24 protein-coding genes and 3 tRNA genes are annotated in these 22,810 nt (G+C 66.0%); 18 read left to right on the top strand and 9 right to left on the bottom strand.

From position 1 onward, the window contains the following. Together ACSQ9I_RS05970 and ACSQ9I_RS05965 are read right to left on the bottom strand one after the other, a co-directional pair. Positions 1–570 carry a hypothetical protein gene (locus ACSQ9I_RS05970; RefSeq protein ID WP_436312546.1) on the bottom strand — a complete coding sequence of 190 codons (570 nt, stop codon included), beginning with the start codon at positions 568–570 and terminating at the stop codon, positions 1–3. Between the two features lie 105 nt (positions 571–675). Then, on the bottom strand, positions 676–1,323 hold the full coding sequence (locus ACSQ9I_RS05965; protein ID WP_436312545.1) for a hypothetical protein: 648 nt from the start codon (positions 1,321–1,323) through the stop codon (positions 676–678). A gap of 23 nt (positions 1,324–1,346) precedes the next feature. Between ACSQ9I_RS05965 and ACSQ9I_RS05960 the strand changes: the two genes are divergently transcribed. Then, positions 1,347–1,667, top strand: coding sequence for a hypothetical protein (locus ACSQ9I_RS05960; RefSeq protein ID WP_436312544.1), 321 nt, complete (start codon positions 1,347–1,349; stop codon positions 1,665–1,667). A gap of 314 nt (positions 1,668–1,981) precedes the next feature. After that, positions 1,982–3,106, top strand: a complete 1,125-nt coding sequence (locus ACSQ9I_RS05955) for a tyrosine-type recombinase/integrase (RefSeq protein WP_436312543.1) — start codon at positions 1,982–1,984, stop codon at positions 3,104–3,106. A gap of 91 nt (positions 3,107–3,197) precedes the next feature. Here ACSQ9I_RS05955 and ACSQ9I_RS05950 read toward each other — a convergent pair. Further along, positions 3,198–3,274: transfer RNA gene (locus ACSQ9I_RS05950), tRNA-Arg, on the bottom strand. Positions 3,275–3,527: 253 nt separating this feature from the next. Here ACSQ9I_RS05950 and ACSQ9I_RS05945 point away from each other — a divergent pair. Beyond that, the gene (locus tag ACSQ9I_RS05945) at positions 3,528–3,806 is read left to right on the top strand and encodes a hypothetical protein (protein ID WP_093109020.1); all 279 of its coding nucleotides are present in this window, start codon (positions 3,528–3,530) and stop codon (positions 3,804–3,806) included. A gap of 35 nt (positions 3,807–3,841) precedes the next feature. Here ACSQ9I_RS05945 and ACSQ9I_RS05940 read toward each other — a convergent pair. Both ACSQ9I_RS05940 and hrcA read right to left on the bottom strand, forming a co-directional pair. Continuing rightward, positions 3,842–3,918 (bottom strand) — tRNA-Ile (locus ACSQ9I_RS05940). 34 nt (positions 3,919–3,952) lie between these two features. Next, positions 3,953–4,957 (bottom strand): heat-inducible transcriptional repressor HrcA, encoded by a 1,005-nt coding sequence (gene hrcA, locus ACSQ9I_RS05935; protein ID WP_093109021.1) that lies wholly within the window; start codon positions 4,955–4,957, stop codon positions 3,953–3,955. A 28-nt stretch (positions 4,958–4,985) separates the two neighbouring features. On the opposite strand from hrcA, the gene ACSQ9I_RS05930 reads away from it, so the two are divergent. The 3 genes from ACSQ9I_RS05930 to rapZ are packed head-to-tail and all read left to right on the top strand — an operon-like array spanning position 4,986 to position 8,438. Further along, the gene (locus ACSQ9I_RS05930) at positions 4,986–5,882 is read left to right on the top strand and encodes an NAD kinase (protein ID WP_093109022.1); all 897 of its coding nucleotides are present in this window, start codon (positions 4,986–4,988) and stop codon (positions 5,880–5,882) included. Between the two features lies 1 nt (position 5,883). Continuing rightward, entirely contained in the window at positions 5,884–7,566 is a 1,683-nt protein-coding gene (gene recN / locus ACSQ9I_RS05925; RefSeq protein ID WP_093109023.1) for a DNA repair protein RecN, read from the top strand. Next, positions 7,563–8,438 carry an RNase adapter RapZ gene (gene rapZ / locus ACSQ9I_RS05920; RefSeq protein ID WP_436303001.1) on the top strand — a complete coding sequence of 292 codons (876 nt, stop codon included), beginning with the start codon at positions 7,563–7,565 and terminating at the stop codon, positions 8,436–8,438. The genes recN and rapZ overlap by 4 nt, the downstream gene beginning before the upstream one ends. 13 nt (positions 8,439–8,451) lie before the next feature. Here the strand turns inward: rapZ and mutY are convergent, their stop codons facing one another. The 3 genes from mutY to mutM all read right to left on the bottom strand — a co-directional run bounded on the left by mutY (position 8,452) and on the right by mutM (position 12,357). Continuing rightward, positions 8,452–9,483, bottom strand: coding sequence for an A/G-specific adenine glycosylase (gene mutY / locus ACSQ9I_RS05915; protein WP_436315716.1), 1,032 nt, complete (start codon positions 9,481–9,483; stop codon positions 8,452–8,454). A gap of 25 nt (positions 9,484–9,508) precedes the next feature. Continuing rightward, entirely contained in the window at positions 9,509–11,470 is a 1,962-nt protein-coding gene (locus ACSQ9I_RS05910) for a dynamin family protein (RefSeq protein ID WP_436312542.1), read from the bottom strand. Between the two features lie 71 nt (positions 11,471–11,541). Next, positions 11,542–12,357 carry a bifunctional DNA-formamidopyrimidine glycosylase/DNA-(apurinic or apyrimidinic site) lyase gene (gene mutM / locus ACSQ9I_RS05905; protein ID WP_093109027.1) on the bottom strand — a complete coding sequence of 272 codons (816 nt, stop codon included), beginning with the start codon at positions 12,355–12,357 and terminating at the stop codon, positions 11,542–11,544. A gap of 81 nt (positions 12,358–12,438) precedes the next feature. Between mutM and ACSQ9I_RS05900 the strand changes: the two genes are divergently transcribed. From ACSQ9I_RS05900 to ACSQ9I_RS05865, 8 genes are all read left to right on the top strand, one after another. Continuing rightward, on the top strand, positions 12,439–14,262 hold the full coding sequence (locus tag ACSQ9I_RS05900; RefSeq protein ID WP_436312541.1) for a tetratricopeptide repeat protein: 1,824 nt from the start codon (positions 12,439–12,441) through the stop codon (positions 14,260–14,262). After that, on the top strand, positions 14,259–14,750 hold the full coding sequence (locus ACSQ9I_RS05895) for a lipoprotein insertase outer membrane protein LolB (protein ID WP_436312540.1): 492 nt from the start codon (positions 14,259–14,261) through the stop codon (positions 14,748–14,750). Before ACSQ9I_RS05900 ends, ACSQ9I_RS05895 begins: the two co-directional genes overlap by 4 nt. Next, positions 14,747–15,607 (top strand): 4-(cytidine 5'-diphospho)-2-C-methyl-D-erythritol kinase, encoded by an 861-nt coding sequence (gene ispE, locus ACSQ9I_RS05890; protein ID WP_436312539.1) that lies wholly within the window; start codon positions 14,747–14,749, stop codon positions 15,605–15,607. The genes ACSQ9I_RS05895 and ispE overlap by 4 nt, the downstream gene beginning before the upstream one ends. A gap of 68 nt (positions 15,608–15,675) precedes the next feature. Next, positions 15,676–15,752, top strand: a tRNA-Gln gene (locus ACSQ9I_RS05885). Positions 15,753–15,830: 78 nt separating this feature from the next. Continuing rightward, positions 15,831–16,805, top strand: a complete 975-nt coding sequence (locus tag ACSQ9I_RS05880; RefSeq protein ID WP_126838506.1) for a ribose-phosphate pyrophosphokinase — start codon at positions 15,831–15,833, stop codon at positions 16,803–16,805. Positions 16,806–16,901: 96 nt separating this feature from the next. Continuing rightward, positions 16,902–17,564, top strand: a complete 663-nt coding sequence (locus ACSQ9I_RS05875) for a 50S ribosomal protein L25/general stress protein Ctc (protein ID WP_436302996.1) — start codon at positions 16,902–16,904, stop codon at positions 17,562–17,564. Positions 17,565–17,642: 78 nt separating this feature from the next. Continuing rightward, positions 17,643–18,275, top strand: coding sequence for an aminoacyl-tRNA hydrolase (pth, locus tag ACSQ9I_RS05870; protein ID WP_436293910.1), 633 nt, complete (start codon positions 17,643–17,645; stop codon positions 18,273–18,275). 31 nt (positions 18,276–18,306) lie between these two features. Next, positions 18,307–18,567 (top strand): hypothetical protein, encoded by a 261-nt coding sequence (locus tag ACSQ9I_RS05865; protein WP_093109033.1) that lies wholly within the window; start codon positions 18,307–18,309, stop codon positions 18,565–18,567. Positions 18,568–18,755: 188 nt separating this feature from the next. Here ACSQ9I_RS05865 and ACSQ9I_RS05860 read toward each other — a convergent pair whose 3' ends face one another. After that, the gene (locus tag ACSQ9I_RS05860; RefSeq protein ID WP_093109034.1) at positions 18,756–19,016 is read right to left on the bottom strand and encodes a YfhL family 4Fe-4S dicluster ferredoxin; all 261 of its coding nucleotides are present in this window, start codon (positions 19,014–19,016) and stop codon (positions 18,756–18,758) included. A 144-nt stretch (positions 19,017–19,160) separates the two neighbouring features. Between ACSQ9I_RS05860 and ACSQ9I_RS05855 the strand changes: the two genes are divergently transcribed. Genes ACSQ9I_RS05855 through ACSQ9I_RS05840 form a run of 4 tightly spaced genes read left to right on the top strand, consistent with a single transcriptional unit; the run spans position 19,161 to position 22,786 of the window. Next, a complete protein-coding gene (locus ACSQ9I_RS05855; protein WP_093109035.1) occupies positions 19,161–20,111 on the top strand; it encodes an ABC transporter permease in 951 nt (316 codons plus the stop codon). Continuing rightward, the gene (locus ACSQ9I_RS05850; protein ID WP_436293912.1) at positions 20,108–20,989 is read left to right on the top strand and encodes an ABC transporter permease; all 882 of its coding nucleotides are present in this window, start codon (positions 20,108–20,110) and stop codon (positions 20,987–20,989) included. Before ACSQ9I_RS05855 ends, ACSQ9I_RS05850 begins: the two co-directional genes overlap by 4 nt. A gap of 10 nt (positions 20,990–20,999) precedes the next feature. Beyond that, entirely contained in the window at positions 21,000–21,986 is a 987-nt protein-coding gene (locus ACSQ9I_RS05845) for an ABC transporter ATP-binding protein (protein WP_436312538.1), read from the top strand. Continuing rightward, positions 21,983–22,786, top strand: coding sequence for an ATP-binding cassette domain-containing protein (locus ACSQ9I_RS05840; RefSeq protein ID WP_436312537.1), 804 nt, complete (start codon positions 21,983–21,985; stop codon positions 22,784–22,786). Before ACSQ9I_RS05845 ends, ACSQ9I_RS05840 begins: the two co-directional genes overlap by 4 nt. The last annotated feature ends 24 nt before the right edge of the window (positions 22,787–22,810 follow it).

Below are 22,810 nucleotides of genomic sequence, written 5' to 3'. Positions count from 1 at the left end.
CTAACGGTCTCTCGCAAGCCGCAACACGACATCGCGCCACCGTTGGTCATTGGCCTGAGCCGCTGCCACAAGATGTCCCAAGGCAACGGGGTTCGCGGTGAAAGCGACTTCGACCGGATCGTCAAGCAACTTCGCGAGCCTCGCCACAGCAGAACGACTTGTGACGACAAGATTCCGGAAGCCAATCATCAGCTTCACGGTCTCGGGATCTGGAAGGTCGTGAAGCGGGATCGCCAAGGCGGAGAGTTGGATGTTCCTGAAGGGTTCGAGGTCCCAGTGCCGCTTCTTGAAGGGCTCGTGCTGCGGTGCCTGATCGAATGCAGCTGCGATGGAAGCCAGCTCCATCGAAAAGGATCTGGCAACTTCGGCGGTGGACTCCACCAACGCGAAAGCTCGTTCCCGCTGGCTTCGCAAGGTGCCGAGCCTGGCCGCACGAATCTGCCACCAGGCGATCACGCCAGACATCAGGATCGCAATCATGCTGCCCCACGCTTGAACCCAGGATGCGCACGCCCCTGTCTTGAGCCCGATGTCCACGAACATGCACGTCTCCCAGACGTCGTATGCCATCTCCACCTCCATCATTTAGAGCTCCCAGTATGCCGGGCGCATCACGTGGCAGTGAACCAGGGTGCGCGCCGTGGGAATCTCGCTCGTGCGGATAGGCGCGAGAAGTCAAGTCTTCGTCGACTTGCTTGCCCGTCGAGGTGCCGGAGGGACGTGAGCGGACATCATGTAGCTGGAGCCGCCATCTGCGAAGAGCTTCCACTCCGCCTTACCGAGGCCCTTCCAGATCAACTTGAGGCCCTGCTCGACGCTGCCGGCGACCTGGGTAGCAGTGTCCAGATCAAGAAGTGTTTCCCAGTGCTCAGCTACCAGCGCAAGACCTTTGTCCATGGGATGCTCGCCGTCTTCCAGGTGAACAACGCCACGACGTTGCTTCTCGGTCGGCTTCGGGTGTGCCAGTGCGTTGCGAGCCCTGAGCACGCGCCTGATCTGCTGCCAGGGGCTTCGTCCATAGTTGACTTCCACACCGGCGCTCGCTGCGATCAAGCGAAGCTTCTCATGTACTGGCTCTTTCTCAATGCGTCGCTCGCCAAGCCATTGTTCGCCGAAGAGCAACGGGCCCTCCGTCTGGCAAAAAGCCTCAATCGCGAACGCCAGTGTCGTCAGCGCTCCAAGCGACACCCATCGGCTGCCATCAACTCCGGAGCCTGCTATCTCTCGAAGAGTCTTCGACGCGTGCCAAAGCATCGGAAATGGCTTGTAGGAGCTTTGAATAGAGATCGAATAGGGCTTCGACTTGGGGGTTGTTGCCGCCACGATGAGACTTCAGGAGAGAGGCGTTGAAGACACTACAGGCGGGCCAAGTCATGAACCGTCCGGTGGTCGTCATCCAGCTCAATGGTTTCAACTCCGCCGCCGGCCTTGGACGGCACAACCTTGGCCTTCGGGCCGGACGCCCCGGAAGGCAGCCGAGTCCAAACCTCTGTGCCATGCAAGATGAGGTCGACCACATTCACTACGTCAGTCACCGCTGGCTGCTTCGCCCAGCCGTTCGTGTCGGTGTCAGCCGTGCCCCATTCGACACGATCAACGCTCCCAGCGCGACCAAATCCAACGCGCACAACCATCGGTACATGAGCCATGACGCCACCTCCTCGTGAGCGACCAATTCTATGCAGCGCTGCGGCGGTGCGCACCGTTCTGGCCAGGCGCGAGTGGAAGGGCTACCTGCAGTTCCTCGGCGTGCCGGTGGAGGCAGCGGCTTGATCGTCCCGCGCCTCATTCGCTACCGCGATGCACCCGCTTATCTCGGCATGGACCGGAACCGCTTCGACGCCGAAGTGCGACCGGTTTTGACAGAGGTGCCAATCGGCAATCGAGGCATCGCTTTCGACCGCGTCGAGCTGGACGCGTGGACCGATGTGTATATTGAAACCCGTGGGCGCCCTGGTCGTAGCGGGAAAGGAGCTACTGAATGCGAACCAGGACGAAAGGCATCCAGCTCGCCGGCGACGGCAGCAGGAGCATCGACAAGTTGTATCGAGGTGAGCGGATCTACGAGCGGCTCGGCAAGGTCTCCCAAGACGAGGCCGAAGCGTGGCTCAGGGACAGGCAGGCCGCGATCGACGCCCAGCGGGAAAACGACCTTCGACGAGGCGATCAGCAGCTGTTCGCAGCTGCTGCGCAGAAGTACCTGATCGAGTGCCAGCGGCGCGGTGTGCGCTCGCTGGAGACGATCAGCTACCACGTCACCATCTTGCTGCCCTACATCGGCACCATGCCCCTCTCCGAGGTGTGCAACGAGACGATGGAGGGCTTCAAGGATGACCGGGCGGATGACGGGGTGAAGAACTCCACCATCAACCGTTCCCTGGAGGTCGTTCGCACGGTGATGAACCGCGCGGCCCGCGTCTGGCGATCGGACGGCAAGCCGTGGCTGGCCAGTAGCCCGCTGATCGAGATGCTGGACGAGAAAGAGCAGCGGCGACAGCCGTACCCGATCAACTGGCAGCAGCAGGCAGTGCTGATGATGTTGCTGCCGAGTCACCTGCGGGAAATGTTCCTCTTCGCCGTCAACACTGGCGCGCGCGACGACAACATCTGTCGATTGCGCTGGTCGTGGGAGCGGCGGATACCAGAGCTGAAGCGCAGCGTGTTCGTGATCCCGGCCGAGGAATTCAAGGGGAAGCGCCCTCACGTGCTGATCCTGAACGACGTGGCCTGGAAGATCGTGGAGGCTTGCCGGGGCAGGCACGAGGAGTTCGTCTTCGTCTACCGGCGCGAGCGCGTGAAGAACTTCGACCAGGCACCGGCAATGGCCTACCAGCCGGTGGCGACGATGAACAACACGGCGTTCCAGTTGGCGAGGAAGACAGCAAGCCTCGAGCGGGTCCGGGTGCACGACCTTCGGCACACCTTCGGGCAGCGTTTGCGCGACGCCGGTGTATCGGAGGAAGACCGGGCGCTGCTGCTGGGCCACGCGATCGAGGGCATGCCGCAGCACTATGCGACGGCCACGATCGAGCGGCTCGTGAAGATGGCCAACAGGGCCAATACGGCGCGGGACCGGACGACGGTCCTGCGTGTGGTGAACGGATAGGTGCGAGAGGCGTGGCCTGAAAAGTCACGCAGAGAGTCACGCAAAAAGGAAAAGGGTTAGCTCGCGCTAACGAGCTAACCCTTTAAGAGAGTGGTGCGGCTGGCAGGAATTGAACCCACGACCCCTTGGTTCGTAGCCAAGTACTCTATCCAACTGAGCTACAGCCGCACAGCTTGCGATTATAGCATCCTCGCAACACCCCATCGCTGGGCAGCGAAAGAAAGAGAGCAGTAGATCGTGCTGGACTTGAGCCGTCGATCAACCGCCTGTGAGTCTACGTCGAGTCAGTTGTGCATCAAAGTCTTGGCAGAAATGTGAACTAAATCATGACATTCCAACCACATGGGCACTGCACCTACAGCGCCACTTGGCCGACTGGCGCTAAAAACGGCTTTCATTGGTTTATTGGATGGAGGTCCCGATGTTCAGCTTTTTCCAGCCCAATCGAAACGGCCACCTCAGGCGAGTCATGGCGCTTCTCGAAGAGGCCCATCTCGCGCGTATCGAGCATCAGGCTGCTGCCGAACATCACGGGGCCTTGGCCCGGATGTATTCCGAACGCGCCAAAAGACTGGAGCGCGAGCTCTACGGCTCGGCACAAATGCCGCTCGGGGACGCATCCACCAAGGGCCAGGACGAGAAAGCGGTCCTCTATGCCCTGGATCCAGGTCGCCGGATCGAGACACAGGCAAAGGCCTAAGGAGTTGGCCCGCGACTGAGGGCGACAAGGCGTGGTGGTAGGCCGTGATGGGCTTGAACCATCGACCAACGGATTATGAGTCCGCTGCTCTAACCAGCTGAGCTAACGGCCCGCACATCAGGGATTCTAGTGGGCGCCGGGCGCCGCTATTTGCGGTGGCTCAGCGCATTGGTGACCAGCCGCGACGTGATGTCGACGATCTGGATCATGCGCTCATAGGGCATGCGCGTCGGACCGATGACGCCAAGCGTGCCCACCACCTCGCCGTCGACCTCGTAGTTCGCGCTCACGATCGACAGGTCGTCGAAGGGCACCACCTGGCTTTCCCCGCCGATGAAGATGCGCACGCCGTCTGCCTTGCTCGACACGTCGAGCAGGCGCATCAGTTGGGCCTTCTGCTCGAACAGCTCGAACGCACGACGCAGGTGGCTCATGTCGCTGGAGAAATCGGTGACGGCCAGCAGATTCCGCTCGCCCGCGATCACGACTTCGTCCTGGGCTTCCGTCAGCACCTCGGAACTCACCTGGACAGCGGCCTGCATCAACGCAGCGATCTCGCCGCGCAATTGCTCCATCTCGGACTGAAGCCGATCGCGCACCTGCTCGATCGACAGACCCGCAAAGTGCGTGTTGATGTAGTTCGATGCCTCGACCAGTTGCGACTGCGAATAGTCGACCTCGGGGAAGATCACCCGGTTCTGCACATCGCCGTCGGGCGACACGATGATCACGAGCAGGCGGCGGTCGGAAAGGCGAAGGAACTCGATCTGACGAAAAACGGATGCGCGGCGCGGCGCCATCACCACGCCGACGAACTGCGACAGGTTCGACAGCAGGTTCGCCGCGTTCGCGATCACCTTCTGCGGCTGGTCGGGCGCGAGGCTCGGCGGCGTGAACTGCTCGCGCTGGGCAGTCAGCATGGTGTCGACGAAAAGCCGATAGCCGCGCGCAGTCGGAATGCGGCCTGCTGAGGTGTGCGGACTGGCGATCAGCCCGAGCCCTTCGAGGTCGGACATCACGTTGCGGATGGTCGCAGGCGAAAGCTCCAGCCCCGAAGCCCGGGAAAGCGTGCGCGAGCCCACCGGCTGGCCCTCGGCGATATAGCGCTCGACCAGCGTCTTGAGAAGCAACTTGGCGCGATCGTCCAGCATCGACTGATTTTAATGTTGTAATTTGTACATGACATCCAGCTTTCGGCGCGTCGCCCTGATAGGTAAATACCAGGCTTCGGGCGCGCGGGCGCAGGCCGGCGCGCTGGACGAGGTCATGGAGGGCATCGGCGCCTTCCTGGAAGCGCAAGGCTGCGAGGTCTTTGTCGAACAGCCGCGCGACGGCGAGTGCGGCCAGACCCGCTACCCCGCGCTGACTGTCGAAGAGATCGGCCAGCGATGCGATCTGGGCCTGGTGGTCGGCGGCGACGGAACCATGCTCGGCATCGGGCGCCAGCTGGCGTGCTACGGCGTTCCGCTGATCGGCATCAACCGCGGCCGGCTCGGCTTCATCACCGACATTTCCCTCGACAACTACCAGGCGACCCTGATCCCGATGCTGGCCGGCGAATACGAGGAAGACCACCGCAGCCTCATGCACGCCCAGGTGATGCGCGACGGCGTGTCGGTGTTCGATGCGCTCGCCATGAACGACGTGGTGGTCAATCGCGGCGCCACCTCGGGCATGGTGGAACTGCGTGTTTCGGTCGGCCGCCATTTCGTTGCCAACCAGCGCGCCGATGGAATGATCATCGCCTCGCCCACCGGCTCCACCGCCTACGCGCTGTCGGCCGGCGGCCCGCTGCTGCATCCCGCGGTCCCGGGATGGGTGCTGGTGCCCATCGCGCCGCACACGCTCTCGAACCGCCCAATCCTGCTGCCGGATGCCGACGAGGTCCTGATCGAGCTGGTGGGCGGGCGCGACGCGAGCGCCAATTTCGACATGCAATCACTGGCTTCTCTTGCCATCGGCGACCAGGTCGTGGTGCGCCGCTCCGACTACCGCGTGCGTTTTCTGCATCCGAAAGGCTGGAGCTACTTCGACACATTGCGCAAGAAGCTGCACTGGAACGAAGGAGGTTCCTGACATGGCATTGCGCCGCATCGCCCTGCGCGACTTCGTGATCGTGCGCGCGCTCGAACTCGATCTCTCCACGGGCTTCACCGTCCTCACCGGCGAAACCGGCGCGGGCAAGTCGATTCTGATCGACGCGCTCCAGCTGGCGCTCGGCAACCGTGCCGATGCCGGTGCCGTGCGCGAAGGCGCCGAGCGCCTGGACGTGAGCGCGGAGTTCGACACCGATCCTGCCCTGGCCGCCTGGCTGGACGAAGGTGGCTTCGAAGCGGGCGATGTCCTGCTTCTGCGCCGCACCGTCGACCTCCAGGGGCGCAGCCGCGGCTGGATCAACGGCAGCCCCGCCACCGCGACCCAGCTGCGCGAGCTCGGCGACCAGTTGCTGGACATCCACGGCCAGCACGCCTGGCAGAGCCTCACCCGGCCCGAAGCCGTGCGCGGCCTGCTCGATGCATACGCCGGTGTCGGCACTGCCGCGCTCGACAGCGCCTGGCAGAACTGGCGGCAGGCGATCGCTGCGCTCGACAAGGCGCGCTCGGCGCAAGACTCGCTGCAGCGCGAGCGAGAACGACTGCAGTGGCAGGTTGGCGAGGTAATGAAGCTCGCGCCCGGCGCCGACGAATGGGAGGAACTCTCGGCCAGCCACACCCGCATCTCCAATGCGCAGGCGCTCATCGATGCCGCCGAGGGCGCATGCAGCGCCCTGGAAGACGACGACAGCGGCGCGCTCGCCGCATTGAGCCGCGCTGTCACGCTGCTGCAGAATTGCGAGCACATCGAGCCGGAGTTCAAGGCGCTGGGCGAGGTTCTGGCATCGAGCGTGGCGCAAGCCTCAGACGCTGCGCATTCGCTGCATGGCTACCTGCGCCAGGCCGACACCGACCCCGAGCGCCTTGCCGAACTGGACGAGCGCATGGGACTCTGGATGTCGCTCGCCCGCCGCTACAAGCGCACGCCAGCCGAGCTGCCCGCCTTGCTGGCCGGGTGGCAGGCCGAGCTGCAAGCCCTGGACGCGCAAAGCGACCTCGAAGCCCTCGAGCGTGCCGAACAGACGGCACAGCAGGCCTACATGAAAGAAGCCAAGACGCTGGGCAAGGCGCGCAAGCAGGCGGCACCGCGGCTGGCGCAGGCGGTGACGCAGGCCATGCAGGGCCTCGGCATGCAGGGCGGGCGTTTCGAAGTCGCACTGGAGCCGCTCGCCGAACCGGGCCGAGCCGGGCTCGAAGACATCGCCTTTCTCGTGAGCGGCCACACCGGCAGCACGCCGCGCCCCATCGGCAAGGTGGCTTCAGGCGGTGAACTCTCGCGCATCGCCCTGGCGATCGCGGTCACGACCAGCCAGCTCGGCGCGGCACAGACGCTGATCTTCGACGAGGTCGATGCGGGCGTCGGCGGCGCCGTGGCCGAAACCGTCGGCCGCCTCATGAAGCAGCTGGGCCGCGACCGCCAGGTGCTGGCGGTCACCCACCTGCCCCAAGTCGCCGCCTGTGCGGACCACCATCTGCTGGTCGCCAAGCATCAGACCAGCGCCAAGAGCCAGGACGGCATTCGCACGGAAAGCGGTGTCTCGGTGCTCGACGAGGACACCCGGCCGCGCGAGATCGCGCGCATGCTGGGCGGCGAGCGCGTTTCGCAGACCTCGCTCGCGCACGCGCGCGAGATGCTCGGCAAGAAGACGCCGGAGACCTCGTCGTGAGCCTGGAACTCGTGCTGATCACCGGCATGTCCGGCTCAGGAAAGTCCGTCGCGCTGCATGCCCTCGAAGACGCGGGCTACTACTGCGTCGACAACCTGCCACCCGAGTTGCTTGCGCCCTTCATCGCGCTGCAGCGGCAACAGCAGACGCCGCGGGTCGCGATCGCGATGGACGTGCGCAGCGGGGTTTCGTTGCCGCTCGTTCCGCAGCAGCTCGACGGCCTGCGGCGCGACGGCATATCGCTGCGCTCGCTCTTCCTCGATTCGACCACCGATGCGCTGGTGCGCCGCTATTCGGAGACCCGGCGCCGCCATCCCTTGTCGCGCCAGGAAGGTCGGACCGATTCCCCCGAGCAGCAGCGAGCGCTGATCCAGGCCATCGAGCTCGAGCGCGAGTTGCTGGCCGATCTGCGCGACGGGGCCGACGTGATCGACACCAGCATCATCCGCCCGGCCCAATTGCAGAGCTACATCAAGGCACTGATCGCGGCGCCGGAGAGCACGCTCACGCTGGTGTTCGAATCCTTTGCGTTCAAGCGCGGCGTGCCGCTCGATGCCGACTACGTGTTCGACGTGCGCATGCTTCCCAATCCGCACTACGTGCCCGCGCTGCGACCGCTGACCGGGCGCGACGCGGCCGTGATCGACTGGCTGCGCGAACACGATGATGTCGCCCGCATGTATGGCGATATCGAACAGTTCCTCGATCGCTGGCTCGACGCGCTGGCCCGCGACCATCGCAGCTACGTCACAGTAGCCATCGGCTGCACCGGCGGCCAGCACCGCTCGGTCTTTCTCGTCGAGCAGCTGGCGCGCGGCTTCGGCGCACGCTGGGCGGCGCTCAAGCGGCATCGCGAACTCGACAGCGTTTAGGCCTGTTCAGGCCCTAAGCCGTCAGCAGTTTGCGCACGGGCGCGGGCAGGCCGAGCGTCGACCACCGGCCGGCCTCGAACCATGCGCCGGCGTCGCTGAGGGGCTGCGCAGCAACGCACTCGACCGACACAGGATGCAGGTGCAGATCCTTGTGCGTGAGCACGTGCACGAAAGCCGCATCGTCGCGTGCGGTCCTGCGGTCGTCGGGCGCCAGCTCGTCCAGCAGCGAGGCCCGGCTCTCGTAGACCGGCAGGCAATAAAGCCCCGCCCAGATGCCGCGCGAGGGACGCTTCTCGAGCCACACGCGGCCGTGCACATCGCGCGCCTGCAGCATCCACAGCGACTGGGCGCTGCGCCGGAGCTTGCGCGTCTTGACCGGAAAGCGCTCGGGCTCGCCCTCGCGCCGCGCCGCGCACAGCTCGTTGACCGGACAGATCATGCAGCTCGGCTTGCGCGGCAGGCAGACGGTGGCGCCCAGATCCATCAATCCCTGCGTATAGCGTGCGATGGCACGCCGCTGTGTCGCCAGCGGCAGCATCTCGGCCGCCATGGTCCACAGAGCGCGCTCCTGCATGGCGGACGACAGATCGCCCTCGAAAGCCAGCACCCGCGCAAGCACCCGCTTCACGTTGCCGTCCAGGATGGCGACCCGCTCGCCAAAGCAGAAGGCAGCAATCGCGGCGGCTGTCGAACGGCCGATACCGGGCAGAGTCTGGAGTTCGGCGGCGGTGCGCGGAAATGCGCCGCCGAAGCGCTCGACCACCTCCTGCGCGCAGCGGTGCATGTTGCGCGCCCGGCTGTAGTAACCCAGGCCGCTCCACAAGCCGAAGACCTCGTCCTCGGTGCCGGCGGCAAGAGCCTGCACCGTCGGAAATCGTTCGAGAAAGCGCGCGAAGTAGCCCAGCACGGTCGACACCTGGGTCTGCTGGAGCATGACCTCGGAAAGCCAGACGCGATAGGGATCGTGCGTGTTCTGCCATGGCAGCTCGCTGCGCCCATGTCTGCGTTGCCAGCCGACGATGTGCGTGGCGAAGCAGGGCGCCAGCTCCCGCACCGCTGGTTCCGGATCTTTAGGCGGCACTGAGTTCGTTGCGCGCCGCAGCGGCAGTGGGCGCTTCATTGCTCGTGAGCAGGCCGGTGAATTCGCGCAGTCGCACGTGCAGTTCCGTAAGACCGCTTTCCTGGGCAGCGAGCTCGGCGAGGCGCTCATCGAGATTGCCCGCCGCGCCCTGAATGCGCTCGACCGCCTCGATGCGCTTGGTGAAATTGCGGCGGCGCTCCTTGAGCTGCGCATCGAGCTGGGCGCCGGCGCCCTTGCTCCAGCGCTCCACCTCGGTCATGGCTGCTTCGTTGACCACGCGCAGCCGGCTTGCCAGCGCGCGCACGAGCTTGTCGCAGAAATCCGGCTGCGCGAGCTTGAGCAGGTTGCCGACGCCGAGGTAGTGGATGTGGCTGCGCTCGATCTGGCTCAGTTGCTGTTCGAAGCCCAGCAGGTCGGGCTCCGCCGGCGCCTGCAGCGCAAAGCCGTGCTCGGCATTGAGCTGGCGGAACGTGGCGTGCAGCATCGACTGGATCTCGGCCGTGGTCGCCTGCACCTCGCGCAGATTGTTGCGTAACGAGTCGAAGGTTTGTCCGTACACCTTGCGCACGTTGAACTTGATGCCCGGGCGCTTGAGCGCAGAGGCCAAGCGGCCCATGTCGGCCTTGAGCGCGGTGCTGCCGAGCACCGCGTACACCTCGCGCAACAGCTTGCCCTGCACCGAGCGCAGCGCCAGGATGCGCGCGTTGCTGCCTTCGAACTCGATTTGCTCCTGCTCGATGCGGCTTCGCATGTGGCGGATGACCGACACGTTCTTGCCGCGCAGGCCCTGCAGTTCCAGCGCCTGCTCCGAGAGATCGCGCTGGCGAACCTTGAGGATGCGCGCCGCTTCGGCCTGCAGGGCCGCGATGCCCGCATCGACGGCGAGCCGCAGCATCTTTTCGCGCTTGCCGAGCAGGCCCTCGCCCAGCACGGCTTCGAGCGCGGGAAGCCGGCTTGCCTGCAGCAGCGGCACATCGCGGCGGATCTTGGCCTGCAGTCCTTTTTGCGCCGACACCGGCAGCACCTGCGGCAGCGGCACGCCGAGCAGTTCGGCAGCGCCCTTGCGCTGGCGCTGGATCTGCGCGTCGATCTGCGCCGGCGTGCTGAGGGTGTCCCACATGGTGTCGATCTTGTTGAGCACCACGATGCGGGTTTCGCCCGCCTCGCTTTCGGTGATCAGGTGCTCGCGCCAGATGGCGAGATCGGAGCGCGTCACGCCGGTGTCCGCGCCCAAGATGAAGACCACGGCGTGGGCCTGCGGGATCAGGCTCACGGTCAGTTCGGGCTCGGCGCCGATCGCGTTGAGTCCTGGCGTATCCAGAATCACGAGGCCCTGCTCGAGCAGCGGATGCGGCATGTTCAGCACCGCATGGCGCCAGCGCGGGATTTCGACGCGTCCCTCGGCGTCGGGCACCGGGTTGTCCTCGGGGGAATCGTCGTTCCAGAAGCCCAGCGAGCGCGCCTCGGCCTTGGGCACCCATCGGACTTCAGCCACCTTGTTCATCGTCTGCGACAACTGCTCGGCATCCTCGACGTCGATCGAGATCTCGGTCCAGTGCTCGGGCTTGTCACGCCAATGAGAGAGCGAATACGGCTCGAGCCGGGTTTCGATCGGCAACAGACGCAGGCAGGGAAGATGGGCAGCGTCGTAACCGAGTTCGGTCGGGCACATCGTCGTGCGGCCCGCGCTGGCCGGCATGATGCGGCGCCCGTAAGCGGCAAAGAAGATCGCATTGATCAGCTCGGACTTGCCGCGCGAGAACTCGGCGACGAAGGCCACCATGACCTTGCTGGTGCGCATCTGCGATTCCAGATCGCGCAACCGCTCGGCCACGCTCTGATCGAGCAGCTCGTTCTCATCCAGCCAGCGCGACAGCCATTTGAGGCGATGCGCGAAGTTGCGTCGCCAGGCGCCATGCTGGTCGAATTGCTGATTGAAAGAACGTGTCAAGGGCGATGTAAAAGTTGCTTACAAAATATAGCACCCACCGGGGCTTGGCGCCTCATCTGTCCGTAGGGCTTTCAGTGCTTTTGGCATTTTGGACAGAAATAAGTGGATCGCTGGCCTTGGCGCATCTGCCGGACAGGTGTCGCACACACGCGGCATGGTTCCCCGGTACGTCCGTAAACGGTTGCTTCCAGCTGGAAGTATCCACTCTGGCCGTCGACATTGGAGAAGTCGCGCAAGGTGCTGCCGCCACGTTCGACGGCCCGCGCCAGAATTTCCCGCACCGCGGCATGCAAGCGCACGGCGCGCGGCCGGCTGATTCGCGAAGCAGACATCGTCGGGCGGATGCCGGCAAGAAAGAGCGCCTCGGAGGCATAGATGTTGCCGACGCCCACCACCACGTCGCCGGCCAGCAACACCTGCTTGATCGGCGCCCGGCGCCGCCGCAGCCCGGCGTAAAAGCGGTCGATATCGAAGGCCTCGCCCAGGGGTTCCATTCCCAGGCCGCCCAACAGCTTGATCGCCAGCGGCGCGGCTTCGTCCTGCACATAGACCACTGCGCCGAAGCGCCTCGGGTCGTTGAGGCGCAGCGTGCCGCGACTGGTCACCAGGTCGAAATGGTCGTGTGTACCGGGTGCAGGCAGGCCCGCATCGAAACGCAGGCTGCCCGACATGCCCAGGTGCATCAGCAAGAGGCCGGCATCCAGGTCGATCAGCAGGTACTTGCCGCGCCTGCGCACGGCGCGCACGGTGCGTCCCACCAGTTCAGCCGGCTCCACGGCCAGCGCCCAGCGCAGCGGCTTGCCCACGCGCACGGCATCGATGCGCGCGCCGGCAATGCGATCGGCGAAGCCGAGCCGCGTCACTTCGACTTCAGGTAATTCCGGCATGGACGAAGGCTGACATGAAAAGAAGCCGAGGCCGAAGCCCCCGCGTGACCATCGTTCAAAAGCCTGGATTATTATGGTTCGATGACCCCATCGCTCCGCCGATCCCGCCTTGCGGCGGCCGCGCTTCTGACTCTTGCCGCGCTCGCCGTCCAGGCGCAGCCCGGAACGCCAGTCCCTGCAGCACCGACCAGCCCAGCTCCCATCATCGAACCGGCCGCGCCTGCGGTAACGACACCGGCCGCCGCGGTCCAACGCGCCGAAAAGGCCCAGGCCTCGGCGCTCACGGCGGAGCTGTTCTACGAAGTGCTGATGGGCGAGCTGACCGCACGCACCGGCGATCCGGGCTCAGGCTACGCGCTGGTCCTCGATGCTGCGCGCAGGTCGCGCGACGGCAAGCTGTTCCAGCGGGCGGTCGAGATCGCATTGCAGGCGCGCTCCGGCGATGCCGCACTGGCAGCTGCTCGCGCCTGGAAGGAAACGCTGCCCGAGTCGCGCGAGGCACGGCGTTTCGAGCTGCAAATCCTGATCGCGCTGAACCGCATCGGCGAAACCGCCGAACCGCTGCGGGCTGAACTGGCCGCCACGCCGCAGGTGGAACGTCCGTTCCTCATGGCCGTGATCGCGCGCAACTATGCGCGAGCCACCGACAAGAAGCTCGCCGCTTCGGTGGTCGAACAGGCGTTGGCCGACGAACTCAAAAGCCCCGCGACGGGCGGTGCGGCCTGGAGCACGGTCGGCCGCCTGCGGTTGGCAGCGGGCGACACCTCGGGCGCACTCGAGGCGGCGCGAAGAGGCCAGGAAGCCGATCCTTCCTCAGACGGCCCCGCCATGCTGGCTCTGGAACTGATGGACCCCGGCCAGCCGCTGGCCGAACCGCTGGTGAAGCGCTACCTCGCGGGCCCCAAGGCACTCCCGGAACTGCGCGTCGCCTACGCACGGGTGCTGGTGGAAGGGCGCCGCTATGAGGATGCCAGCGCGGAACTCGCCGCGCTCACCGTGGCCCGTCCCGAATTGCCCGAACCCTGGCTGCTGCTCGGCAGCCTGCAGACACAGGCGCGCCAGGACGCGGCGGCCGAAAGCTCGCTCAAGCGCTACATCGGCCTGGCCGACACGCAGCGCGATGCCGAGGCGCGCAGCCGCGGGCAGACCCAGGCCTTCTTGCTGCTGGCGCAACTGGCGGAGCGCCGCAAAGACTTCACGGGTGCCGAGCACTGGCTGGGCCGCATCGACAGCACCGAAGACCTGGTAGGCGCGCAGACACGCCGCGCGGCACTGCTGGTGCGCCAGGGCAAGCTGCCCCAGGCCCGCGAGCTGGTCCGCGGCTTGCCGGAACGCACTGCGGACGAAAAGAAGCAGAAGTTTCTGGCCGAGGTCCAGCTGCTGCGCGATGCCAAGCAGTACCAGGCCGCCTACGACATGTTGACCGAGGCCAGCACCGCCTCACCTCAGGACACCGACCTGATCTATGACCGGGCCATGGTGGCCGAGAAGCTGAACCGTCTCGACGAAATGGAACGCCTGCTGCGCCGCCTGATCGAGCTCAAGCCCGACAACCAGAACGCCTACAACGCGCTCGGCTACTCGCTGGCCGATCGCAAGGTCCGGCTGGAAGAGGCGCGCACGCTGATCCGGAAGGCCGTGCAGCTGGCTCCGGAAGATCCGTTCATCGCGGACAGCCTCGGATGGGTCGAGTTCAGGCTCGGCAACATCGACGAAGCCATGCGCATCCTCGAAGCGGCCTACAAGCGCCGGCCCGACCCGGAGATCGGCGCGCATCTCGGCGAAGTTCTCTGGGCCAAGGGCCAGCGCGATCGTGCGCTTTCCATCTGGAAGGAAGCTCACCTGGTCGATGCCGACAACGAGACGCTGCAGGAAACGCTCAAGCGCCTGCGCGTGAAGCTTTGAACCGTCGCCTGGCATTGAGCGCCGGCTGCGCCGGCGTGTTGCAGCTGGCAGGCTGCGCCAGTCCGGTCGGCCCGACCAGCGCAACCGGCGCGGAAGCCTGGAGCGGCCGGCTGTCGCTGCGCATCGATAGCGAGCCGGTACAAACCTTCTCGGCCCTGTTCGAGCTGCGCGGCGCGCCACGGGCCGGCGAACTTACGCTGACCAGCCCGATCGGCAGCACCCTGGCTCAGCTTCATTGGGCACCCGGCGAAGCGCTGTTGAAGGACGGCAGCAAGACGCGGCGTTTCGACTCGCTCGACGCGCTCATCGAGGCGGCGACGGGTGCCGCCATTCCGGTGGCTGCGCTGTTCGGCTGGCTGGCCGGCCGCGAAGAGCGCGTGCCGGGCTGGCGGCCAGACCTGTCCCAGATCGGCACCGGACGATTGCAGGCCACCCGCGACGCGCCTCAGCCGCGGGCCGATCTGCGCATCGTCTTCGAACGCGCATGAAGGCGCTCTACGACCTTCCGGCGCCGGCCAAGCTCAACCTCTTTCTGCACATCACCGGCCGGCGTGCGGACGGCTACCACCTGCTGCAGTCGGTGTTCATGCTGATCGACTGGTGCGACACCCTGCATGTCGAAGCGCGCAGCGACGGCGCCATCACCCGCGAAGACCTCACCACCGCACTGCCGGCCGACGACCTGGTGCTGCGTGCCGCGAAGGCGCTCCAGGCCTTTGCGCAAACCCCGCAGGGCGCCCATATCGGGATTGCCAAGCAGGTGCCGGCCCAGGCCGGCATGGGCGGCGGCTCCTCGGATGCCGCCACCTGTCTCCTGGCGCTCAATCGCCTGTGGGACCTGAAGCTGCCGCTATTGAAACTGGAGCAGATCGGCCTCACGCTGGGCGCTGATGTGCCCTTCTTCCTGCGCGGACGGAACGCCTGGGTCGAGGGAATCGGCGAAGAGATCACCCCCATCGAGCTGCCGCCAGGCTGTTTTGCCGTCGCCAAGCCGCCCGAGGGACTGGACACCCGTCTGATTTTTGCAGCGCCGGATCTTCAGCGCGCCACACCCGCTGCTATAATCTCGGGCTTTGCTGCACACAGCGGGGCTGGAGCCACAAGTTTCAGCTTTGACTTCGGTCATAACGATCTGCAGCCGGTTGCCGAGCGGCTTTGTCCCGCGGTCACCGAGGCCATCGAATGGCTCGGTCGCCAAGGACTCCAGGCCCGGATGACCGGTTCGGGGAGTTCGGTGTTCGCAGCGATGCCGCATGAAGCGGAACTCGCCGCGGCGCCCTCGGGCTGGCAGGTTCGCAAGTGCAGCAATCTGGCCGTTCATCCCCTGGTGGGCTGGGCGGGCTAGAAGATCAGAGCGCTTTTGTGATCTGATGCGACATATATCGGTTGACGACCTTGGTCGTCGACCCGTGTAGGGGAGTCGCCAAGCTGGTTAAGGCACTGGATTTTGATTCCAGCATGCAAAGGTTCGAATCCTTTCTCCCCTGCCAAATCTTCATTGACACGTAGATTGGCGGCCCTCCAAAAGGGCCATTTCGCAATGCCGGATGCATTTTGCCGGGACGCTCATGCAGGTTCACCACCCTGATTTCATGGTTTTCACCGGCAACGCCAACCCTGGCCTTGCCGCAGAGATCGCGCAGCATCTGGGCACCTCGCTGGGCGCCGCCCGCGTCGGTCGCTTCTCCGACGGCGAAGTCACCGTCGAGATCAACCAGAACGTGCGGGCGCGCGACGTGTTCGTCGTCCAGTCGACCTGCGCGCCGACCAACGAGAACCTGATGGAGCTGCTCATCATGGTCGACGCGCTCAAGCGCGCTTCGGCCGAGCGCATCAGTGCGGTGATCCCCTACTACGGCTATGCGCGCCAGGACCGTCGCCCGCGCTCGAGCCGGGTGCCGATCTCGGCCAAGGTGGTGGCCAACCTGCTCGAAACGGTGGGCGTCGCCCGCGTGCTGACCATGGACCTGCACGCCGACCAGATCCAGGGCTTCTTCGACATTCCGGTCGACAACATCTATGCGTCGCCGGTGCTCTTGGGCGATCTGCGCCAGCAGAACTACGAAGACCTGATCGTGGTCTCGCCCGACGTCGGCGGCGTGGTTCGTGCGCGCGCCCTGGCGAAGCAGCTGAATTGCGACCTGGCGATCATCGACAAGCGCCGTCCACGCGCCAACGTGAGCGAGGTCATGCACGTGATCGGCGAGATCGACGGCCGCAACTGCGTGATCATGGACGACATGATCGACACGGCCGGCACCCTGGTGAAGGCGGCCGAGGTCCTGAAGGAACGCGGCGCCAAGAAGGTGTACGCCTATTGCACGCACCCGATCTTCTCGGGCCCCGCCATCGAGCGGATCGCCCAGGGCAGCGCGCTCGACGAAGTGGTCGTGACCAACACGATCCCGCTGTCCAGCGTCGCGACGGGCTGCACCAAGATCCGCCAGCTCTCCGTGGCGCCGCTGATCGCCGAGACGATCCAGCGCATTGCCAAGGGCGAGTCGGTGATGAGTTTGTTTTCGGACCAGGAAAATCTCTTTTAGAAGAGCCTGGTCTGAGCAAGAAGCCGGGCTCTCTTCGAGGAGCCCATGTTGAAACCGGAGTCGCACTGGTCGCGGTCGACTTCCACAGGAGTAGTTATGAAATTCGTCGCTTATGAGCGCGCAAAGCAGGGCACGGGTGCGAGCCGCCGTCTCCGCATCACGGGCAAGACGCCCGGTATCGTCTACGGTGGCGAAGGCCAGCCGCAGCTGATCGAGCTCGATCACAACGCGCTGTGGCATGCCCTCAAGAAGGAAGCCTTCCACTCGTCCATCCTCGAGATGGAACTCGCCGGCGCCACGACCAAGGTCCTGCTGCGCGACGTGCAATACCACCCGTTCCGTCCGCTCGTGCAGCACGTCGACTTCCAGCGCGTCGATGCCCGCACCCGCATGACCGTCAAGGTGCCCCTGCACTACAAGGGCGAGGAAGAGTCCACGGCCGTCAAGCTGGACCACAACCTCGTGAACCACGTGATGACCGAAATCGAAGTCAGCTGCCTGCCGGCCGACCTGCCCGAGTTCATCGAGGTCGACCTCACCGGCCTGACGAAGAACGCCACGCTCCACGTCAACGACATCACCCTGCCCAAGGGTGTGAAGTTCGTGAGCCACGGCAAGGTCAACCCGGTGCTCGTGTCGGCCGTGCCGCCGCTGGTCGCTGAAGAAGCCGCGCCGGCCGCCGAAGGCGCCGCCCCGGCAGAAGGCGCCCCGGCCGCCGCCAAGACGGACGCCAAGGCTGCGCCTGCCAAGAAGAAGTAATTTTTCCCGCGCCCTCCAGCCAACGGCCCGCCTCGCGCGGGCCGTTTTCTTTGGGCCAGCCACGGATAATCCGGCTCCATGATCAAGTTGTTCGTCGGCCTGGGCAACCCCGGCCCGGAGTACGAAGCCACGCGGCACAACGCGGGCTTCTGGTGGATCGATGCGCTCGCGCGCGACCGCAAGCTCACGCTCTCGCCCGAGCGCGCCTACCACGGCCTGGTCGCGCGCATGCAGGTGGGCGGGCAGCCCGTATGGCTGCTCGAGCCGCAGACCTTCATGAACCTCTCGGGCAAGTCGGTTGCCGCGCTGGCCCGCTTCTTCAAGATCGAGCCGAACGAAATCCTGGTGGTGCACGACGAACTCGACGTGGTGCCCGGCCAGGCCAAGCTGAAGCTCGGGGGCAGCCATGCCGGCCACAACGGCCTGCGCGACATCCACGCGCAGCTCGGCACCGGCGACTACTGGCGTCTGCGCCTCGGCATCGGCCATCCGGGCGTGAAGTCCGAGGTGGTCGGGTGGGTGTTGAAGAAGCCGCTCAAGGAGCAACGCGAAGCGATCGACGACGCGATCGCCCGCACCCTGCATGCCTTCCCGGCTCTGGTGGCCGGCGAGATGGACAAGGCGACCCTGCTCATTCACACGAGCAAGCCGCCGCGCCCCAAACCGCCGCGGCGCGAGCCGGGCGACGGGGGTACACCCGCCGCGGGCTAGCGGAACGTGAACCAAGGGAGAGAGACAAAAAATGAAACTGTCACCAGCACCGATCGCCGCCCTCCTGGCGGCGGCCTGCGCTCAACTGGCGCCGCTTGCAGCCCACGCAGGCACGGAGACCTGGCGCTGCGGCAACACCTACACCGACCAGCCCTGCAAGGATGGCAAGGCAATCGATCTCGACGACGCGCGCGACGCGACGCAAAAACGCGAAGCCGATGGCGCGACGCGCGAGGCCCGGGCTGCCGCAGACCGGCTGGAGCGCGAGCGTGTCCGCCAGGAGGCCGCGTAGGCACGCCGCGCAGCCACGCTGATCGACAACAATCCGCTCAACGCGAAGCCGGATTCATCGCAAGGCCCGGGCGTCGCGCAGAAAAAGAGGAAGAGCAAGAAGGAATCCGACTACTTCAGCGCGCACGACCCGGTCGCAACGGCGAGGAAAAAGGCCGCGAAGGCCGGCAGCAAGAGCCCGGCGAAAAGCTAGGAAGCCGCCTTGGCGGCAGTCAGCCGCTGGAACTTCTGCCACAAGGTCTCGCGCGTCTCCAGATGCGCGGGATTCTTCGGGATGCAGGCCACCGGGCACACCTGCACGCACTGCGGCTCGTCGAAGTGGCCGACGCACTCGGTGCACTTGTGCGGGTCGATCTCGTAGATCTCCACGCCCATGTAGATCGCGTCGTTGGGGCACTCCGGTTCGCACACATCGCAGTTGATGCATTCGTCGGTGATCATGAGGGCCATGGCGCGAATTATCCGCCGGCCGCCGCTGGGCCGCCCCAAGGCGGCCGAAGCCCCCACGAGGGGCATTGAGGACGCGAAGCGCCGAATGTGGGGGCAAACAGTTCAAGCATGGTCGTTGCGTCGGGTTATGCTGCCCCCCGCCCTATGAGCCTGTTCCTGTTCAAGCGCTTCGTGACGCTGATCGCCACCCTGATCGGCGCTTCCGTCATCGTCTTCCTCGTGCTCGAGATCCTGCCCGGCAATGCCGCGCAGATGCTCATGGGCCCGGACGCCTCGCCCGACGCGGTGGCGGCGCTGGCCGCCAAGCTCGGGCTCGACCAGCCGGCCTGGACCCGCTACTGGCACTGGATCGGCGGCCTGCTGACCGGCGAGCTCGGCGACAGCTACGCCTACAGCTCGCCGGTGCTCGACCTGATCCTCGAGCGCCTCGCGCTGACCGTGCCGCTGGCGCTGCTCGCGATGACCCTCACCACCGTGCTGGCGCTCATCGTGGGCGTGACGGCGGCGGCGCGCCACAACAAGCTTGGCGACGTCGGCCTGATGGGCCTGACACAGGTGGGCATCGCCATCCCCAACTTCTGGTTCGCGATCCTGCTGATCCTCGTCTTCTCGGTGCAGCTGCAATGGTTCTCGGCCGGCGGCTTCGAAGGCTGGGAGGAAGGCGTGTTCGCGGGGCTCAAGGCGCTGCTCTTGCCGGCCCTCTCGCTCGCGGTGGTGCAGGCGGCGATCCTGGCGCGCATCACGCGCTCGGCCGTGCTCGAAGTGATGCGCGAAGACTTCGTGCGCACCGCGCGCGCCAAGGGCGTTTCGCAGCGGGCCGTGCTGTGGACCCATGTGCTGCGCAACGCGCTGATCCCGGTGATCACCGTGATGGGCATGCAGTTCTCCGAGCTGCTGGCCGGCACCATCGTGGTGGAGAACGTGTTCTACCTGCCGGGCCTCGGCCGGCTGATCTTTCAGGCCATCAGTAACCGCGACCTGATCGTGGTGCGCAACTGCGTGATGCTGCTGGCCGCGATGGTCGTCATCGTCAACTTCGTGGTCGACGTGCTCTACGCCGTCATCGACCCACGCATCAAGGCCAGCGACATATGAGCGCAATTCCCAGCGCCGTACCGAGTGCGGCCGCCTTCAAGGTGCCCGGCTTCTGGCGCCGCGCACTGCACCATCGCAGCTTCACCATCGGCGCCGTGCTCACGCTGCTGCTGCTGCTCGCGGCCGCCGTCTCGCTGGTCTGGACGCCATGGTCCCCCTACGAGATGGACATCGCCAACAAACTCAAGCCGCCGAACGGCGCGCACTGGCTGGGCACCGACACCTTCGGCCGCGACGTGGCTTCGCTGCTGCTGGTGGGGGCGCGCGCGTCCATCCTGGTCGGCGTGATCGCGGTCGGCATCGGCCTGGTGGTGGGCACCGCGCTCGGCCTGCTCGCCGCGGCGCGGCGCGGCTGGGTGGAGGAAGCGATCATGCGCTTCACCGACTTCTCGATGGCCTTTCCCGCCATCCTGTCGGCCATCATGATGACGGCGGTGTTCGGCGCCGGCATCGTCAACGCGATCATCGCCATCGGCATCTACAACATCCCGACCTTCGCGCGCATCACGCGCGCATCGGCCAACGCGATCTGGTCGCGCGAGTACGTGGCGGCCGCGCGCGCCTGCGGCAAGGGCGCGTTCGCGATCACCATGCAGCACGTGCTGCCCAACATCTCGGCCGTGCTGATCGTGCAGATCACGATCCGCTTCGCGATCGCAATCCTGGCCGAGGCCGCCCTCTCCTACCTGGGCCTCGGCACGCAGCCGCCGCAGCCCTCCTGGGGCCGCATGCTCAGCGAGGCACAGACCATGATGTTCCAGGCACCGCTGCTGGCGGTCTTTCCGGGTATGGCGATCGCGTTCGCAGTGCTCGGCCTCAACCTGCTCGGTGACGGTCTGCGCGACCTGCTGGACCCGCGCCTGGCCCGTGCCCGCTAGATCCCGCACCATGCCTCTGCTCGAAGTCGACAACCTTCACGTCCAGCTGCAGACACAGCGCGGTCCCGCCGAGGCGGTGCGCGGCATCGGCTTCACGCTGGAGCGCGGCGAGACGATGGGCATCGTCGGCGAATCGGGCTGCGGCAAGTCGATCACGGTGCAGTCGCTGATGGGGCTCCTGCCGGCCAGCGCCAAGGTCACGGGCAGCATCCGCTTCGACGGCAGCGAGCTCGTCGGCCTGTCCGAGCGTGCGATGTGCGAGATCCGCGGCAACCGCATCGGCATGATCTTCCAGGAGCCGATGACGGCACTGAACCCGGTCCACACCATCGCGCGCCAGGTCGGCGAGCCGCTCAGGCTGCACCGCGGGCTGTCGAACGCCGACGCGCGCAAGGAAGCGCTGGCGCTGCTCGAACGCGTCGGCATCCCCGATGCCGCATCGCGGCTCGATGCCTATCCGCACCAGTTCTCGGGCGGCCAGCGCCAGCGCATCGGCATCGCGATGGCGTTGGCCTGCGGCCCCGACCTGCTGATCGCCGACGAGCCGACGACCGCGCTCGACGTCACGATCCAGAAGCAGATCCTCGAGCTGATCCAGAGCCTGGTGGCCGAGCGCGGCATGGCGCTGATCCTGATCTCGCACGACCTGGGCGTGATCGCGCAGAACGTCTCGAAGATGCTCGTGATGTATGGCGGCAGCGTGGTCGAGAGCGGGCCGACCGCGGCCGTTTTTGCCGAACGTGCGCATCCCTACACGCAGGGCCTGTTCGCCGCGCGCCCCGCGCTCGGCGCACCGCGCGGCCTGAAGCTCGCGACCATCAAGGGCAGCGTGCCCGAGCTGGTCGACCTGCCGGCGGGCTGCCCCTTCGCGGGCCGTTGCCGCTTCACGATCGACGACTGCCATACGACGCGTCCGCCGCCCACGCAGATGCCGCACAACCACCAGGTGCGCTGCATCCGGCTCGACGACGTGATCGCCGAAGGAGTGACTGCGTGACCGCTCTGCTCGAAGTCAGCGACCTGGTCCGCCACTACACGCTGCCGCGCGAGCGCCTCTTCGGACCGCCGCCGACAGTCAAGGCGCTCAACGGCGTGAGCTTCAGCCTGCGCCCGGGACGGAGCCTGGGCATCGTCGGCGAATCGGGCTCGGGCAAATCGACCATCGCGCGTCTGGTGATGGCGCTCGACAAGCCCACTTCGGGCACCGTCAAGCTGCTCGGGCGCGACCTCCATGCGCTGCCCAAGGAAGAACTGCGCGCGGCGCGGCGCGACGTGCAGATGGTGTTCCAGGACCCCTACGGTTCGCTCGACCCGCGCCAGACCGTGGCCCGCATCGTCGCCGAGCCGCTCGAGGCGCTGGCCGAAACCAGTCGCGCCGAGCAGCGCGAGCGCGCCGCCGAATCGCTCGCCGCCGTCGGCCTGCGGGCCAGCGACCTCGGCAAATACCCGCACGAGTTCTCCGGCGGCCAGCGCCAGCGCATCGCGATCGCGCGGGCGCTGATCACGCGGCCCAAGCTGATCGTGGCCGACGAGCCGGTGAGCGCGCTCGACGTCTCGGTCCAGGCGCAGGTGCTGAACCTCATGCAGGACCTGCAGCAGCAGTTCGGCATCAGCTACCTGCTGATCAGCCACGACCTCGCGGTGGTCAACCACCTGTGCGACGAGGTCTGCGTGCTGCACCGCGGATTGGTGGTCGAGCGCGGCACGCCGCAGCGACTGTTCGCGCATGCGGAACACCCCTATACCCAAGCCTTGCTCGCTGCGGTACCACGCGCTGAGCCTGCGGCCAGGCCATAAGCAAATGCTTGCCGCCGGCGAGGC

It is taken from the genome of Variovorax sp. LjRoot84 (genome assembly GCF_964254305.1).
GTDB lineage: Bacteria > Pseudomonadota > Gammaproteobacteria > Burkholderiales > Burkholderiaceae_C > Variovorax.
The sequence above is the reverse complement of the archived record's forward strand: the minus strand, read 5'-3'. Positions and strand labels throughout refer to the sequence as shown.

Coding starts and splice junctions, on each gene's coding strand:
- ACSQ9I_RS05970 (WP_436312546.1), bottom strand. CDS start 570: ATGGCATACGACGTCTGGGAGACGTGCATGTTCGTGGACATCGGGCTC.
- ACSQ9I_RS05955 (WP_436312543.1), top strand. CDS start 1,982: ATGCGAACCAGGACGAAAGGCATCCAGCTCGCCGGCGACGGCAGCAGG.
- ACSQ9I_RS05945 (WP_093109020.1), top strand. CDS start 3,528: ATGTTCAGCTTTTTCCAGCCCAATCGAAACGGCCACCTCAGGCGAGTC.
- hrcA (WP_093109021.1), bottom strand. CDS start 4,957: ATGCTGGACGATCGCGCCAAGTTGCTTCTCAAGACGCTGGTCGAGCGC.
- ACSQ9I_RS05930 (WP_093109022.1), top strand. CDS start 4,986: ATGACATCCAGCTTTCGGCGCGTCGCCCTGATAGGTAAATACCAGGCT.
- recN (WP_093109023.1), top strand. CDS start 5,884: ATGGCATTGCGCCGCATCGCCCTGCGCGACTTCGTGATCGTGCGCGCG.
- mutM (WP_093109027.1), bottom strand. CDS start 12,357: ATGCCGGAATTACCTGAAGTCGAAGTGACGCGGCTCGGCTTCGCCGAT.
- ACSQ9I_RS05900 (WP_436312541.1), top strand. CDS start 12,439: ATGACCCCATCGCTCCGCCGATCCCGCCTTGCGGCGGCCGCGCTTCTG.
- ispE (WP_436312539.1), top strand. CDS start 14,747: ATGAAGGCGCTCTACGACCTTCCGGCGCCGGCCAAGCTCAACCTCTTT.
- ACSQ9I_RS05880 (WP_126838506.1), top strand. CDS start 15,831: ATGCAGGTTCACCACCCTGATTTCATGGTTTTCACCGGCAACGCCAAC.
- ACSQ9I_RS05875 (WP_436302996.1), top strand. CDS start 16,902: ATGAAATTCGTCGCTTATGAGCGCGCAAAGCAGGGCACGGGTGCGAGC.
- pth (WP_436293910.1), top strand. CDS start 17,643: ATGATCAAGTTGTTCGTCGGCCTGGGCAACCCCGGCCCGGAGTACGAA.
- ACSQ9I_RS05865 (WP_093109033.1), top strand. CDS start 18,307: ATGAAACTGTCACCAGCACCGATCGCCGCCCTCCTGGCGGCGGCCTGC.
- ACSQ9I_RS05860 (WP_093109034.1), bottom strand. CDS start 19,016: ATGGCCCTCATGATCACCGACGAATGCATCAACTGCGATGTGTGCGAA.
- ACSQ9I_RS05855 (WP_093109035.1), top strand. CDS start 19,161: ATGAGCCTGTTCCTGTTCAAGCGCTTCGTGACGCTGATCGCCACCCTG.
- ACSQ9I_RS05850 (WP_436293912.1), top strand. CDS start 20,108: ATGAGCGCAATTCCCAGCGCCGTACCGAGTGCGGCCGCCTTCAAGGTG.
- ACSQ9I_RS05845 (WP_436312538.1), top strand. CDS start 21,000: ATGCCTCTGCTCGAAGTCGACAACCTTCACGTCCAGCTGCAGACACAG.